General features: G+C 71.1%; 14 protein-coding genes and 1 riboswitch. Of the genes, 4 read left to right on the top strand and 10 right to left on the bottom strand.

Features of this window, described 5'->3' with window-relative positions; genetic code table 11:
- Positions 1-174 precede the first annotated feature (174 nt).
- From F1640_RS22375 to F1640_RS22365, 3 genes are all read left to right on the top strand, one after another.
- Entirely contained in the window at positions 175-642 is a 468-nt protein-coding gene (locus tag F1640_RS22375) for a (2Fe-2S)-binding protein (protein WP_124808336.1), read from the top strand.
- On the top strand, positions 639-2756 hold the full coding sequence (locus F1640_RS22370; protein WP_124808337.1) for a xanthine dehydrogenase family protein molybdopterin-binding subunit: 2118 nt from the start codon (positions 639-641) through the stop codon (positions 2754-2756). Before F1640_RS22375 ends, F1640_RS22370 begins: the two co-directional genes overlap by 4 nt.
- Positions 2757-2832: 76 nt before the next feature.
- Positions 2833-3843 (top strand): sugar kinase, encoded by a 1011-nt coding sequence (locus F1640_RS22365; protein WP_190287152.1) that lies wholly within the window; start codon positions 2833-2835, stop codon positions 3841-3843.
- Positions 3844-3855: 12 nt separating this feature from the next.
- Here F1640_RS22365 and F1640_RS22360 read toward each other — a convergent pair whose 3' ends face one another.
- Positions 3856-4488, bottom strand: coding sequence for a 2-dehydro-3-deoxy-6-phosphogalactonate aldolase (locus F1640_RS22360; protein ID WP_124808339.1), 633 nt, complete (start codon positions 4486-4488; stop codon positions 3856-3858).
- Positions 4489-4612: 124 nt separating this feature from the next.
- Between F1640_RS22360 and F1640_RS22355 the strand changes: the two genes are divergently transcribed.
- The gene (locus F1640_RS22355) at positions 4613-5320 is read left to right on the top strand and encodes a FadR/GntR family transcriptional regulator (protein ID WP_124808340.1); all 708 of its coding nucleotides are present in this window, start codon (positions 4613-4615) and stop codon (positions 5318-5320) included.
- 24 nt (positions 5321-5344) lie between these two features.
- Here the strand turns inward: F1640_RS22355 and cobU are convergent, their stop codons facing one another.
- The 9 genes from cobU to F1640_RS22310 form a co-directional block, all read right to left on the bottom strand.
- Entirely contained in the window at positions 5345-5878 is a 534-nt protein-coding gene (gene cobU / locus F1640_RS22350) for a bifunctional adenosylcobinamide kinase/adenosylcobinamide-phosphate guanylyltransferase (RefSeq protein ID WP_124808341.1), read from the bottom strand.
- The gene (locus F1640_RS22345) at positions 5875-7335 is read right to left on the bottom strand and encodes a cobyric acid synthase (protein WP_124808342.1); all 1461 of its coding nucleotides are present in this window, start codon (positions 7333-7335) and stop codon (positions 5875-5877) included. Before F1640_RS22345 ends, cobU begins: the two co-directional genes overlap by 4 nt.
- Positions 7323-8258: an adenosylcobinamide-phosphate synthase CbiB gene (cbiB, locus tag F1640_RS22340; protein WP_124808343.1), complete on the bottom strand. Its 936-nt coding sequence runs from the start codon at positions 8256-8258 to the stop codon at positions 7323-7325. Before cbiB ends, F1640_RS22345 begins: the two co-directional genes overlap by 13 nt.
- Positions 8251-9042 (bottom strand): aminotransferase class I/II-fold pyridoxal phosphate-dependent enzyme, encoded by a 792-nt coding sequence (locus F1640_RS22335; protein WP_309229350.1) that lies wholly within the window; start codon positions 9040-9042, stop codon positions 8251-8253. The genes cbiB and F1640_RS22335 overlap by 8 nt, the downstream gene beginning before the upstream one ends.
- Positions 9043-9334: 292 nt before the next feature.
- The gene (locus F1640_RS22330; RefSeq protein WP_124808345.1) at positions 9335-10048 is read right to left on the bottom strand and encodes an adenosylcobinamide-GDP ribazoletransferase; all 714 of its coding nucleotides are present in this window, start codon (positions 10046-10048) and stop codon (positions 9335-9337) included.
- Positions 10045-10623 (bottom strand): histidine phosphatase family protein, encoded by a 579-nt coding sequence (locus F1640_RS22325; protein WP_124808346.1) that lies wholly within the window; start codon positions 10621-10623, stop codon positions 10045-10047. The genes F1640_RS22330 and F1640_RS22325 overlap by 4 nt, the downstream gene beginning before the upstream one ends.
- Positions 10620-11636 (bottom strand): nicotinate-nucleotide--dimethylbenzimidazole phosphoribosyltransferase, encoded by a 1017-nt coding sequence (gene cobT, locus F1640_RS22320; protein WP_124808347.1) that lies wholly within the window; start codon positions 11634-11636, stop codon positions 10620-10622. Before cobT ends, F1640_RS22325 begins: the two co-directional genes overlap by 4 nt.
- A gap of 10 nt (positions 11637-11646) precedes the next feature.
- Positions 11647-12054 (bottom strand): DUF1636 domain-containing protein, encoded by a 408-nt coding sequence (locus tag F1640_RS22315; RefSeq protein WP_124808348.1) that lies wholly within the window; start codon positions 12052-12054, stop codon positions 11647-11649.
- Entirely contained in the window at positions 12054-14006 is a 1953-nt protein-coding gene (locus tag F1640_RS22310; protein WP_124808349.1) for a TonB-dependent siderophore receptor, read from the bottom strand. Before F1640_RS22310 ends, F1640_RS22315 begins: the two co-directional genes overlap by 1 nt.
- Before the next feature lie 207 nt (positions 14007-14213).
- Positions 14214-14405: riboswitch (cobalamin riboswitch) on the bottom strand.
- Positions 14406-14452: the final 47 nt, after the last annotated feature.

The raw sequence follows: 14452 nt of genomic DNA, 5'->3' as shown, positions 1-14452 counted from the left end.
TGGCTCCCCTACTCCCCTCGAAATCTCAACGATGAAGGGACCAATCGGCCAGACCGCCCGGCAAAGTCAAGCGGCGGCCAGTGCCGGTTGCGCATATAAGGATTTTGCTTGGCCAACGGCTCGCCGCATAGTGCGGCCCGGACGCCAAGAGAGGCGCCAGATGGGGACAAGGGCATGAGTTATTCGCTGACGGTCAACGGCAAGCAAGTGACGGTGGACGCCAGCGCCATCGACATGCCGCTGCTGTGGGTGCTGCGCGACGTGATCGGGCTGACCGGCACAAAGTTCGGCTGCGGCGCGGGGCTGTGCGGCGCGTGCAGCGTGCTGATGGGCGGCGAACGCTTCTTCAGTTGCCAAGCCCCGGCGCGCGCGTTCATCGGCCAGCCGGTCACCACGATCGAGGGCCTGCGCGACGACCCGCTGGGCAAGCGCCTGCAGGATGCCTGGGTCGAAGCCGACGTGGTCCAGTGCGGCTATTGCCAGCCCGGCCAGCTGATCGCCGCCGCCGCGCTGCTCAAGGCCAACCCCGCGCCCGACGACGATGCGATCGAGGCGGGGATGAGCGGCAACCTCTGCCGCTGCGGCACCTACCCGCGCATCCGCAAAGCGGTGAAACTGGCGGCGGCGGGAGGCAAGGCATGAGCGGCGGCGTGGCTGGGGGGCTTTCGCGCCGGGGCGTGCTGCGCGGATCGGCCGCGCTTGGCCTTGCGCTGGTGGTGCCGCTGGGCCGGGCCTCCGGCGCGAAGGCCTCCGCGCTGTCCGCCAACGCCTTTCTCTCGGTGACGGCGGAGGGCGCCGCGCTTGCCCTGCCCAAGACCGAGATGGGACAAGGCGTGTTCACCACGCTCGCCATGCTGGTGGCGGAGGAACTGGGGCTGGCGCCCGCGCAAGTGGTCGTGACCATCCCCGAAGGCGACAGCGCGCGATTCGCGCCGATCGACCAGGGCACCGGCGGCTCCAGCTCGGTCCGGGAACTCTACAAGCCGCTGCGGCAGGCCGCCGCCAACGCCCGCGCCGCGCTGGTCGGCGCGGCGGCGCGGCAATGGGGCATCGCGCCCGAACGCTGCGACCTGGCCGGCGGCATGGTGATCGAGACCAAGGGCGGCCGCCGCCTGCCCGTTGGCGATCTGCTGGCCGCCGCCAGCGCCGCGCCGCTGCCCAAGGATGCGCCGCTCCGCCCGGGCAGCGCGCTGCGGGTCATCGGCAAGCCCACCCGGCGGCTCGACAGCCTGGCCAAGGTCACTGGCGAAACCGTCTATGGCATCGACGTGCGCCTGCCCGGCATGAAAGTGGCGATGCTGGCGCAATGTCCGATGTTCGGCGGCACGCTCGCCGCGTTCGACGAAAAGGCCGCGCGCGCCACGCCGGGCGTGGTGCAACTCGTCAAGGGCGCCGACGTGCTGTTCGTGGTGGCCGAGAACTACTGGGCGGCGATGCAGGGCTATATCGCCGCCAACCCGCAATGGACCGCGCCCAAGGCGCCGGCCGACCATGCGCATATCCTCGCCGGGCTGGACGAGGCACTGGCGAAGCCGGGGTTCGAGGCCAAGTCCACCGGCGATCTCGCCGCCGCCAAGGCAAAGGCGGCGCGTCCGTTCAGCGCTACCTATCGCCAGCCCTTCCTGGCCCATGCGCCGATGGAGCCGGGCAGCTGCACCGCGCACGTCACGCCCGAAGGCTGCACGATCTGGGCGGGATCGCAAGTGCCCGCGCAGGCGCGCGACGATGCCGCCAAGGCGCTGGGCCTGCCGGCGGACAAGGTCACGTTCCACAACTGCCAGATGGGCGGCGGCTTCGGCCGGCGGCTGGAGACCGACATGGTGGTGCGCGCGGTCGAACTGGCGCGCCAGGTGCCCTACCCGGTCAAGCTGATGTGGTCGCGCGAGGAGGACATGAAGCACGACATGTATCGCCCCGCCTATGCCGACCAGATCACGGCCGCGCTGGATGCCGGCGGCAGGCCGATCGGCTGGGAGCACCGGATCGCCGGCTCCTCGATCATGGCGCGGCTGCTGGGCCAGGGCTTCAACGGCGTGGATGCCGATGCGATCGAGGGCGCGGTCGCCATCCCCTACGCGCTCGACGCCCACCGCGTGACGTTCCAGCAGGCGGAAAGCGCGGTGCCTACAAGCTGGTGGCGCGGCGTGGGCGGGCTGCGCTCGGCCTTCGTGGTGGAAAGCTTCATCGACGAACTGGCACATGCCGCAGGGCAAGACCCACTGGCCTACCGCCTCTCGCTCGTCACCGACCCGCGCATCCGCGCCGTGCTCGAGCGGGCCGGACGCGAGGCAGGCTGGGGCACGCCGCTCCCTGCCGGCCAGGGACGCGGGATCGCCGTGCTGCAGCTGTGGGGCACGATCATCGCGCTGGTGTTGGAGGCGCGCGTTGCCGACGGCGCGATCACCGTGCCCCGGGCGACCGTGGCGGTCGATTGCGGGCTGGCGATCAACCCGCTGGGCGTGGCCGCGCAAGTGGAAAGCGGCGTCATCTTCGGCCTTTCCGCCGCACTCCATGGCGAAGTGACGATCAAGGGCGGGCGCGTCGAACAGTCCAATTACCACGACTACCGCATCCTGCGCCTGAACGAGGCCCCCGCCATCGCCACGCATATCGTCGACAGCGGCGCCGACCCCGGCGGCATGGGCGAACCGCCCTGCGCCGTGGTGGCGCCGGCGCTGGCCAATGCCGTGTTCGCCGCCAGTGGCAAGCGGCTGCGCACCCTGCCGCTGGCGATGGCGCTGGAACGGGCGTCCTGAACCGCGTTACACGCGCCGCTTGTTCCATCGTTATTTGTCATATAATTAATCGACGAGCGCGATGGAGAGGTGCCGGGTGTCCAGGATCATCTGTTTTGGCGAAATGCTGCTGCGCCTGGCCGCCCGGCCGCCGGCGCTGCTGGGGCAGGAAGGCACGCTCGACGCCACGTTCTGCGGCGCGGAAGCCAACGTCGCGGTAGCGTTGGCTGGGTTCGGGCACGATGCGGACCTCGTCACCCTGCTGCCCGACAACCGCCTGGGCCGGGCAGCGCGGGACGCTATTCGGGCATTCGGCGTGAACCTGGCCGGCACCCCGTTCACGTCCGGCCGGATGGGGCTCTATTTCCTTTCGCCCGGCGCCATGGCCCGGCCTGCGGAAATTCTCTACGACCGCGCGCATTCGGCATTCGCCGACCTCTCCCCCGATCTGTTCGACTGGCCCGCTCTCCTGAACGGCGCGGACTGGCTGTTCGTGGGCGGCATCACCGCGGCGCTGGGCGAAGGCCCGCTGGCGGCGTTGCGGTCGGCTATGGCCACGGCGCGCGAACGGGGCGTGCGCATCGTGTTCGACTGCAATTTCCGGCCAAGCCTGTGGCAGGGTCGGGAAGATCAGGCGAAACGCATCCTGCGCGAACTGTCGCTGGCCGCCGACGTCCTGCTTGCCGACCCGCGCGTGATCGGCCTGATGCTGGATCGTACTTTCGCCGATCCCGATCCCGCCACGGCCTTCCAGAACGCGGCGCAGGCCATGTTCGCGCTCGCCCCCGCCCTGACCCACGTCGCGGCGACGCACCGCGAAGTGTCCTCCAGCGACAACCAGCGCCTGACCGGCCTGCTCGCCAGCCGGGCGGGCGTGGCCCGCACCGCGCCCGTTGCGCTGGCGGCCATCGTCGACCGGATCGGCACGGGCGATGCCTTTGCCGCCGGCATCGTACACGGTCTGGCGCGCGGCATGGCGCCCGATCGCGCCGTCACGTTCGCGACGGGCTGCTCGCAGTGGGCGCACGCCGTATCCGGGGACTTCCTGCGCGCCAGCGAAGCAGACATCGAGAGCATCCTTGCCGGTGGCGGGGATGTCCGCCGCTAGGGTCGGGATCCGTTAGCGCCGCGCCTTCGCCGCGTGGAACGCGGAAACGATGGCCCGCGCATCGCTGGCGATGGCGTCCAGCGGCTTGCCGGGCCGGAACAGTGATCCTCCCATGCCGAAGCCGGTGGCGCCCGCCCGGAGATAATCGGCCATGTTGGCCGCGGTGATCCCGCCGACCACGAAGATCGGCACGTGCGGCGGCAACACCGCCCGGACGGCGCGGACACCGGCCGGCGGCATGGCTTCCGCCGGGAATATCTTGATGCCCGTGGCCCCCGCTTTCAGGGCCGCCATCATTTCGGTGGGCGTGAACACGCCCGGCAGCACGGTCATGCCCTTGCCCGCGGCATGGCCGACCAGCGCCGGATCGCAATGCGGCGATACCACCAGACGCGCGCCCAGGCTTTCCAGTTCGTCCACCTCCTCGGTGCGCGTCACGGTGCCCGCGCCGATCAGCGCGCGATCGCCGAGCGAACGGACAAGGCTGGCGATGCTGGCGAACGGGTCCGGCGAATTCATCGTCACCTCAAGGATGCCGAAGCCGGCCTCGACCAGCGCTTCCCCGACGGCCTGCGCTCTTTCCGGCTCAAGGCCGCGCAATACCGCAAACAGCGGCAAGGCATCGGCAAGCGTTACGACTGCCATGGCTGGGGTTTTCTCCTGTTCCCGATCGACGCAACGGCTTGATCCCGCCGCGCGGCGGCTCTATCACCATTTATCATATTAATACAGCGGCGATCCCGATCCGCAATCGGGACGGGAGCAGCCCATGACCCCCTTCGAAAACGGCGGCAAGGTTACCGCCCGCATTGTCGAAACGCTTGGGCGGGCGATCGTTGCCGGCGAATACGCGGATCGCCCTCTGCCCATTGAAGCGGACATCTCGGAACAGTTCAAAGCCAGCCGCAGCGTTACCCGCGAAGCCATCAAGATGCTGACGGCCAAGGGGTTGATCGCGTCCCGGCCCCGGCTCGGCACCAGCGTCGCGCCGGAGCGCGACTGGAATTTCCTCGATCCCGATGTGCTGCGCTGGCTGCTCAACCGGGGCCTTTCGCTCGATCTGCTGGCGGAGTTCACCGCCTTCCGCAGCGCCATCGAGCCGCAGGCCGCGTCGTTGGCGATCCGTCGCAACGATCCGGCAGCGACCGCGCGCATCGGGGAAGCGGCAGAGCGCATGACCAAGGGCGGGATGAGCCAGGAGGACGCTCTCCAGGCCGACATCGATTTCCATGTCGCCATCCTGCTCGCCAGCGGCAACCGCTTCATGATCCAGTGCCGAGATCTGGTCGAGACAGCGCTGCGCTTCAGCATCCGGCTGACCAACCGGCAAAAGGGCGTGGCGACTGCGGACAGCGACGCCCACCGGGCCATCGCCAACGCGATTGCCGCCGGCGATGCGGAACGGGCCGTCGGCGCCAGCCGCGATCTTCTCAACGAAGCCGCCGCGCTGATCGAGCAGGTGCGCCGGGCAGGGTGAAGGCGGAAGGCCAAGGCGCAGGGTTCATACCCCGGATACGACCGAGCCTGCGCCCTTCAAAACCATGGGCAGGCCGGCCGCGACGAACACGACCTCGTCCGCCATCGCCGCGAGCCGCTGGTTGAGCCTCCCGGCCTCATCACGGAAACGGCGGGCCAGCGCATTGTCGGGCACGATCCCCAGCCCCACCTCGTTGGCGACCAACGCCACCGGCACCGGACAGGCAGCGATGGCTTCGGCCAGCGTCGCGCCTTCGCCCTGCGGATCGCGGTCGGCCAGCAGGAGGTTGGACAGCCACAGCGTCAGGCAATCGACCAGGATCGCGGCGTGGCTCTCGCCGGCCCGCGCAATGGCGGCGGCAAGGGCAAGCGGCGCCTCTATGGTGTGCCAGCGCGCATTGCGGTCCGCGCGGTGCCGGGCGATCCGGTCGGCCATCTCGGCATCGAGCGCCTGCGCCGTGGCGATATAGGCGAGCCGGCCCGCGCAGGCTTCCACCCGCTGCTGCGCATAGCGGCTCTTGCCCGAACGCGCGCCGCCCAGCACGAGCAGGCTGGTCATGCGAGGCCCCGCCGCGCCAGCGCCTGCAGTCCTTCGATATCGAGGTGCCGCTCCAGTTCGCCCGCCAGTTCGTCAAGCGCGGCATCGACCGCACGGTCATGGTCCGCGCCGTTCGAGCGCGCGCCGATCCGCGCCAGCATGGCCGCGCGCAGGCCAGGTGCGGCGAACAGGCCGTGGCAATAGGTGCCGAACACACGCCCGTCGGCGCTGATCGCTCCATCGGCGCGCGCGCCGTCCAGGCAGGCGAAGGCACGGTCCGCGCCCGGCCCGGTGGTTTCGCCCATGTGCATCTCATACCCCTCGAACGCCGCGTCCAGCGCCACGCCCCGCACGCGCCGCAGCGCCTTTCCCGGGGTGAGCACGGTCTCCACGTCGAGCAGGCCCAGCCCGGCGATGTCGCACGGATCACCTTCGATCCCGAGCGGATCGGCGATCCGGCGGCCGAGCATCTGGTATCCGCCGCAAATCCCCAGCACCGCGCCGCCGCGCCGGTGATGGGCGAGGATGTCGATGTCCCAACCCTGCGCGCGCAGAAACGCCATGTCGGCGATCGTCGCTTTCGATCCCGGCAGCACGATCAGCGCGGCATGGGCGGGGATCGGCGTGCCGGGCGGAACCATCGCCACGTCCACCTCCGGCTCCTGCCGCAAGGGATCGAGATCGTCGAAATTCGCGATGCGCGGCAGGATCGGGCAGGCGACCAGCTTGCGCCCCGGCGTGACCGAGGCCGCGCGGTCGAGCACCACCGCATCCTCGCTGGGCAGGCGCGCGGTGGCCGCGATCCAGGGCACCAGCCCGAAGCCGCGCCAGCCCGTCAGCCGGGCGATCGCGTCGTAACCATCGGCGAACAGCGCCGGATCGCCCCGGAATTTGTTGACGATGAAGCCCCGGATCATCGCCGCGTCGGCCGGATCGAGCACCGCGCGCGTCCCCGCCAGCGAAGCGATCACCCCGCCACGGTCGATATCGCCCACCAGCACCACCGGCACATTCGCCGCACGCGCGAAACCCATGTTGGCGATATCGCCATCGCGCAGGTTGATCTCGGCCGGCGAGCCGGCGCCTTCGACCACCACCAGATCGCAGCGCGCGCGGAGGCGTTGCCAGCTTTCGAGCACTTCGGGCAGCAGGCTGCGCCGCCCTTCGCGGAAATCGGCCGATCCCAGCGTGCCACGCACCCGGCCATGGACCACGAGCTGCGACGTGCGATCCGCCTGCGGCTTCAGCAGCACGGGATTCATGTCGGTATGCGGCGCGGCGCGCGCGGCCAGCGCCTGCAACGCCTGCGCCCGGCCAATCTCGCCGCCATCGACCGTGACCGCCGCATTGTTCGACATGTTCTGCGGCTTGAACGGCAGGACGCGGATGCCCCGGTTGGCCAGCGCGCGGCACAGCCCCGCGACCAGCACCGATTTGCCCACATCGGAACCGGTCCCCTGCACCATCAGGCCAGCCATGCCATTCCTCCCGCTATCAGCCATCCCAGCCCGCAGGCCCTGACATAGACACGCCGCGCCGCGATCAGCGCGGCAAGGCCGGCCTCTCCTCCCGCACCGATCCACGGTTTGTCCAGCACCGCCCCGTCGTAACGGACCGGGCCGGCCAGCCGGACGCGGAGCACCCCCGCCATGGCCGCCTCGGGCCAGCCGGCGTTGGGAGAGGCATGGCGAGCATGATCGCGCCACACGATGCGCCAGCCGCCTCCGCCCGCCAGACAGAGCAGCAGCGCGGAAAGGCGCGCCGGTGCCAGATTCAGCAGATCGTCGCTGCGCGCCGCCGCCCAGCCGAACGCGCGCAGCGGCGGCTCGGGATGGCCGATCAGGCTGTCCGCCGTATTGACCGCCTTGTAGGCCCACGCACCCGGCAGCCCCAGCACGAGCAGCCAGAACAGCGGCGCGACCACGCCATCGCAGAAGCTTTCCGCCAGGCTCTCGATCGCGGCGCGGACGATTCCGGCATGATCGAGCGCGGCGGTATCGCGCCCCACGATCCTGCCCACGGCCTTGCGCGCGGCGGGCAGGTCATCGCGCGCCAGCGCCGCGATCACCGGGCGCACATGGTCGTCAAGGCTGCGCTGCGCCAGCGCGGGCCAGGCGGCCAGCGCGAGCAGAGGCCAGGCCAGTGGCCCCGCTGCCCGGCGGATCGCGTGCTCCACCGCCAGCGCCCCGAGCGCCGCAGCGGCGATCAGCAGCGCGACTGTGAGCACGCCCAGAACGCGCCGGGAAAAGTCACCTAAGCCGGGCCGGTTCCAGCGGCGTTCACAGGTTGCGATCAGGCGCGCGAACGCGCCGACAGGGTGCCCGGTCACCGCGTGCAGCCGGGCCGGCCAGCCCAGCCCGGCGTCGAGCGCCAGCGCGACCAGCGCGACAGGCTCAGCCATCGGCCCGTCCCTGCGCCAGCGCCGCATCCAGCCGCGCGCGTTCCGCGTCGTCGGCCGGCAGACCAAGGCGCAAGAGATCGGAGTGATCCGCGAAAGGCCGGGTCAGGATGCGGCGGCGGGCGAGCATGGCGAACAGCCGCCCGGCCTCCGGCGTGCGCACCAGCCGGAACAGCGGGCAGGCGCCCTCCGGCGAAAGGCCGTGGCGGCGCAGCACGCGATCGAGCGCGGCGGCCCGCGCCGGCAGCGCTAGCCGGGTCTGCGTGATCCACGCCCGGTCGGTATAGGCCGCCGCGCCGAGCGCCAGCGCGGCGGCATGGACCGGCCAATCGCCCAGCAGATGGCGCAGCGCCGCCAGGACCCCCTCCGGCGCGATCACGAAGCCCAGCCGCAACCCGGCAAGCCCGAAGAACTTGCCGAACGAGCGCAGCACGATCAGCCGACGCTGCGGGGCGACCAGCGCGGCCAGGCTGACGTCCGGCGCGCAATCGGCGAAGGCTTCGTCCGCGATCAGCCAACCGCCATGCGTTTCCTGATGCGCCAGCAAGGCCAGCGCGCGGGCGTGCGCGAGCACCGTGCCATCGGGGTTGTTGGGGTTGCCGAGGACGATGGCGGTTGCACGAGGCGGTGGGTCTTCGCCCGAAGCCAAAGCCGCTCCGGGCGCAAAGGCATCGCGATAGGTGCCATAGGAAAGCAACGGGTAGCGGCCCGGCAGGGCCAGCACGCGGGCCAGCAGGCGCAGCGCCGTCTCGCTGCCCGGCACGGCCATGCAAAGATCGGGCGCCACACCGAAATGCCCGGCAGGGCCAGCACGCGGGCCAGCAGGCGCAGCGCCGTCTCGCTGCCCGGCACGGCCATGCAAAGATCGGGCGCCACACCGAAATGCCCGGCGGCCCGCGCCTCCAGCCGGGCGAGCGCCTGCGTATCGGGCAGGCCGCGCCAGTCGATCGCCAGTGCCGGGGGCGGCTGCCACGGCACGGGATTGATCCCGGTCGAAAGGTCCAGCCAGTCCTCCGGCGCGCCGCCGAAGCGCGCGCAAGCGTCCGCGATCCGCCCGCCGTGGTGGGTGAAAGCCGCGCTCATCCGGTCACCGCCAGCACCAGCAGCCCCGCCGTTTCGAGCAGCTCGATCCCCGCGCCATGCCCGTCGCCCGAAAGGCCGCCGATCCGGGCGCGCAGCCACCACGCCCATAGCGGCACCAGACCGAGCACGAGCAGGAGCGCCGCGTTGGTCAGGCAAGCGCAGAAGGCCAGACACGCCAGCCAGACCGCGAAAACCCGGCCGGTCGCGCCAGCCCGGAACAGCGTGCCCATCCCCGCGTGCAACGGCGGCAAGGTGATCGCCCAGGCGATCGGCCCCAGCCGCGCCAAGACCGGCACCAGCAGCAGCGCGGGCGGCACCGACACGGTGAGGGCAAGGTGCAACAGCACCAGCTTGGCCGCCACTTGCAGCCCGATGGCGACCACACCGAAGCTGCCGATATGCGGATCGGCCAGCACGGCGGAGACGCGCGCGCGATCTTGGTGCGCCGCCCCGGCCGCGTCCGCGATGTCGCCCAGCCCATCGAGGTGCAGCGCACCGGTGATCGCGATCCACGCGGCCAGCGCCAGCAGCGCGGCAAGCCAGGGATCGCGGTGCAGACCCAGCCACGCGGCAGCGGCCACCGCGCTGCCGACGACCAGCCCGGCGGCGGGAAACCAGCGGATCGCCCGGCCGAAGTCCGCCTCGTCCGCCGGAATCACCGGCAGCGGCAGGCGCGTCAGGAATTGCAGGGCGAGCAGGCAAGGTCTCACGGCGCGTTCCCCGACCGGAGGTCCGTGATCTGGCCAGCCGGCTTCTCCCCCGGCCAGACCTTGAACGAGAGCAAGGCGCCATAGGGCAGGTCCAGCGCCCAGACGGCGCGATGGTCCAGCCCGGTCAGGACCGAGACCGCCGCGCGCATCGCGCCGGCGTGGGTGACGACCAGCGTCGCGCGATCGCGTTCGCGGATCGCCTGCCCTACCCGGTGGCACAGGGCCGACCAGCGCTCGCCGCCCGGCGGGGGGCAGGCATCGGGATCATCCCAGAACCGGGCGAGATCGGCCTGCGGCACGGCGTCCGGGGCACGGCCGTCCCAGGCTCCGAAATCGAGTTCGCGCCAGCGCGGATCGACAGCCAGCGGCAAGGCGCGGGCCTGCGCGAGCGCTTCCGCCGAGGCCCGCGCGCGCCGGAGATCGGACGTGACGATCCCCGCGACGTCCAGCGCCATCGCCGGCGCGAGCAGCCTTGCGCAGCCGGGATCGTGCGCCGCAACGTCGGTGTGCCCCAGCAGCAGGCCGGGCCGCAGCGGCGGACCGTGCCGCAGCAGGTGAAGCGTCACGGCTTTCATAGGGCCTGCGCCACCGCCGCTTCGGCAAAGGTCGCCATGCCGTTGTGGGCGGCAAGGGCGGCGCGCACCAGTGGCACCGCGACCGCCGCGCCCGATCCCTCGCCCAGCCGCAGATCGAGGCGCAGCAGCGGCTCCAGCCCGAAGTGCCCGAGCAGCCGCGTATGCGCCTGTTCGGCCGAGCAATGCGCGGCAAGGCAATGATCGGTAAATGCGGGCTGTGTGGCGACCAGCGGAGCAATCGCCGCGCAACAGATGAACCCGTCAAGCAGCACCGGCACGCGCAGCCGCCGGGCGGCCAGTATCGCGCCGGCCATGGCCGCGATTTCGCGCCCACCAAGCCGTCGCAACGCCTCGAACGGGGTAACGCTCTGCGCACCATGCAACGCCAGCGCGCTTTCGACGGCCGCGACCTTGCGCGCGATGCCGGCGGCGTCGACGCCGCTGCCGCGCCCGCACCAGTCCACCGCATCGCCACCGAAAGCCTGCGCGCACAGCGCGGCGGCGGGCGTGGTGTTGGCGATCCCCATTTCGCCCACGAAAAGAAGATCGGTATCCGCCGCCACGCTTTGCGCCCCGGCATTGAGCGCGGCGAGGCATTCCGCCTCGCTCATCGCCGCCGCGCTGGCGATGTCGCCGGTCGGGCTGTCAAGATCGAGCGCGACCACGGACAGCGCCGCGCCGCACGCCCGCGCCAGCGCGTTGATCGCCGCGCCGCCGGCCTGGAAATTCGCGACCATCTGCGCGGTCACGTCCACGGGAAAGGCGCTGACGCCGCGCGCGGCCACGCCGTGGTTGCCGGCGAACACGGTCGCCCGCACCCGATCGAGCACCGGCCGTTCGCGCCCCTGCCAACCCGCCATGAACAGCGCGATCTCCTCCAGCCGCCCCAGCGATCCCGCCGGCTTGGTCAGCACCGCCTGCCGCGCGCGCGCCGCGGCCAGCGCGGCATCGTCGGGCCGCGGCAAGGCGTCGAGCGCGGCGCCGAACGCTGCCGCATCTTGGAAGCGGATCATGGGCAGACAATCATGGGCAGACATGGCCTTCAGGCGGCGTGCGCGTGATGAAGTGCCCCTTCACGCCTTCCGGCCATTCGGCATAGGGCACCACGCCTTCCCTGCTTTCGGCGTGGCGCGCGGCATAGCTCAGGATCGCGCGGGCCGCCGCCTCGTCGGGCGTGAAGCCGCCCAGCACGTAGCCAATCCGGCCGGGCGCGCGGATATGGACCGTGCAATGGCGCTGGCAGGCGAACAGGCAGGCCATTTCCTGCACCGCCACGCCGGCAAGGGCCGGTTCCTGTGCCTGAACCTGCCGCAAGGCCTCGGCGAGCAGCGCGCCACCGCGCCGCCCGCCTTCGTCCTCGCGCCGGTCGGCGGACAGGCGGCAGGTGGAGCAGACCACCACTGCCGGCCCCGCTGCAACCGCGCGCAGCATCAGAACCGGCTCCGCAGGCCGATGTAGACCGTCCGGCCCAGGCTGCCGTAACCGCTGGCGGTCTCGTAGTGCCGGTCGGCCAGGTTTTCGATGCGGCCATGGACCGTCAGCCCACCAGCCACGCGCCACTGCACGCGCAGGTCGACCAGCCAGTAGTCGGGCAGGGTCGCGCGGCTGCCCGCGCGGTCGAACGTTGCGCCGGCGTAGCGCGCGGCCACGCTGGCCTTCACCCCTTGCGGCAGCTCGATCCCGCCTTCGATATCGGCGAGATGGCGCGGCACGCGGGCAAGCTGGCGGCCGAAGTCGGCGCCGCCGGGCGACCGGTCCTGCGCGGAGATCCAGCTGTAGTTGGCTTGCGCGAACAGCACGCCGATCCGCGCATCCCCGCTCAGTTCGATGCCCCGCGCGTGCGCCTTGCGGACATTGGCGTAATAGCCGAAGCGCGTCGTGGTGGTGCTGGGCACGTAGCAGGACGCGGGCAGCGCGCCGCTGGTGGGGCAATAGGCGAAGTCGATCAGGTTGTCGGTGTCGCGCTCGAACCATGCCGCGGAACCGTGCAGCACGCTGCCCAGCGTCTGCTCGAAGCCGGCCGACCAGCCCCTCGCCCTTTCGGGCCGGAGGTCCGCGTTGCCGTAGAGGCTGAACAGCTGGTAGAGCGACGGAGCCTTGAACCCGTCGTCATAGCTGGCGCGCAGCACCGTCCTGCCCGCGTTGGGTGTATAGACCCCGCCGGCGCTGAACACCGTGTTGCCACCGAAGCGCGACTGGTGATCGTAGCGCACGCCGCCGTTGAGCGTCAGCCCGGCAAGCGGCGTCGCGCGCAGCTCGCCATAGAGGCTGTCAGTCGAAGCGGTCTGGGGCACCAGTGTGTAGGGCGCGGTGTTGTTGCCCGGCGAGGCCGTGGTCATCCGCTGTTCCTCGCGCTCGGCGCCGAACACCGCCTGCACCGCGTCGGAAAGGCGCAGCGATCCCTGGTACTCGAAGCGGCGGACGCGGCCGTGGGCATCGAAGTTCAGCGGACGGATCGCGCGGGCGGGGTCGTAGTTCTCGCGGTCCGTCTCGGTCTGCATCGCCGCCAGCCGGTTGGTGAAACGGCCATTGAGCAGCGCCAGATTGAGCCCCGCATAGCCCGACCATTCCTTCGTCCGGCCATAGATGAGCGAATCGCCCGCCGTGCTGTCGAAATCGTTGCGCGCGTCGGCCCAGTAACCGCGCAGGTCCAGCGACAGGTTCGGCGTCAGCTTGACCGTGGCTGTGCCACTGGCGGAGGTGCGGCGGTATCCGTCGGGCTCGGTGCCGTTGCTGCGCGCCGAAATGCCGTCGGTGGAGAAGGTCGAGGCGGACAGCCGCCAGTCGACCAGCGTGCCCGTGCCGCCGACGCCGGCTTGCGCGTTCACCGTATCGTGCGTGCCCGCCTCGACCGCCAGGCCGCCTTCCAGCGGCTTTTCCGCCCGGCGCGTGGTCACGTTGATGACGCCGCCGATCGCGTCGCTGCCCCACAGGATCGATTGCGGACCGCGCAGGATCTCGATGCGTTCGATGTCATCGACCAGCAGGTTGGCGAAAGCATAGCCGCCGGACGTGGCGGAAGGATCGGACAGGCGCATCCCGTCGATCACCATCACCGACTGGCCAGCGTCCGCGCCACGGATGCGCAGCGACGTGGCGGCGCCGTAACCGCCGTTGCGCGACAGGCTGATGCCCGGCGTGCGGACCAGAAGATCGGTCACGGCCAGCGGCTGCGCCTGGCGGATGGCCGCCTCGTCCAGCACGGTGACGGTGGAGGAGACGCGATCCTGCGCGACCGGCGTGCGCAGCGCGGTGACGACGATGGAGGTGTCGGGAACGGCGTCAGGGGCCGGATCTTCGGGGTAAGGGGCAGCATGGGCGGCCACGGGAAGGCCCAGCGAAAGGGAAAGGGCAGAAACAACGGAACAACGGGTCAGGCGCATGGTGCGGTTCCCTGGATACGAACGGCGATGACCTGCCGCTCGGACCGCAAGGAAAACGCCCGCCGCGCGACGCCCCGGCGAGGTGGCCGGAGGGCACGAGACGACGCTTCCCGCACGGTCTTCCCGGCAGGCAGTGGCTGTCGTTGCGCGAGGGATCGTCCCGCCTTTGGCGCGGGAACCTCGAACGTCCGGTGCACCCTGCCCGAACGAAGAACGACCGCGTCAGGCAGGTCTCCTGGCTCACGGGTCAATGCCGGTCCGGCCGCCTTCTCAGGACGGTGAAGTCCCAATGGCGTGATGGCCGGTCGGCTCGCCGCTTACAGTTGCAGGGGCAGCCGGGGTTTCGCACCCCGTTCCCTTTTGATCCCCTTCCGGGGAACCTGTCGCAGAGCGGCGGATAGCTTCGCGCCGGCGCTGCCGCAAGCGCGAATGCTTGCGGCAGCGCA

This window comes from Novosphingobium sp. NBM11, assembly GCF_015390225.1.
In the GTDB taxonomy this organism is placed as follows: domain Bacteria; phylum Pseudomonadota; class Alphaproteobacteria; order Sphingomonadales; family Sphingomonadaceae; genus Novosphingobium.
The sequence above is the reverse complement of the archived record's forward strand: the minus strand, read 5'-3'. Positions and strand labels throughout refer to the sequence as shown.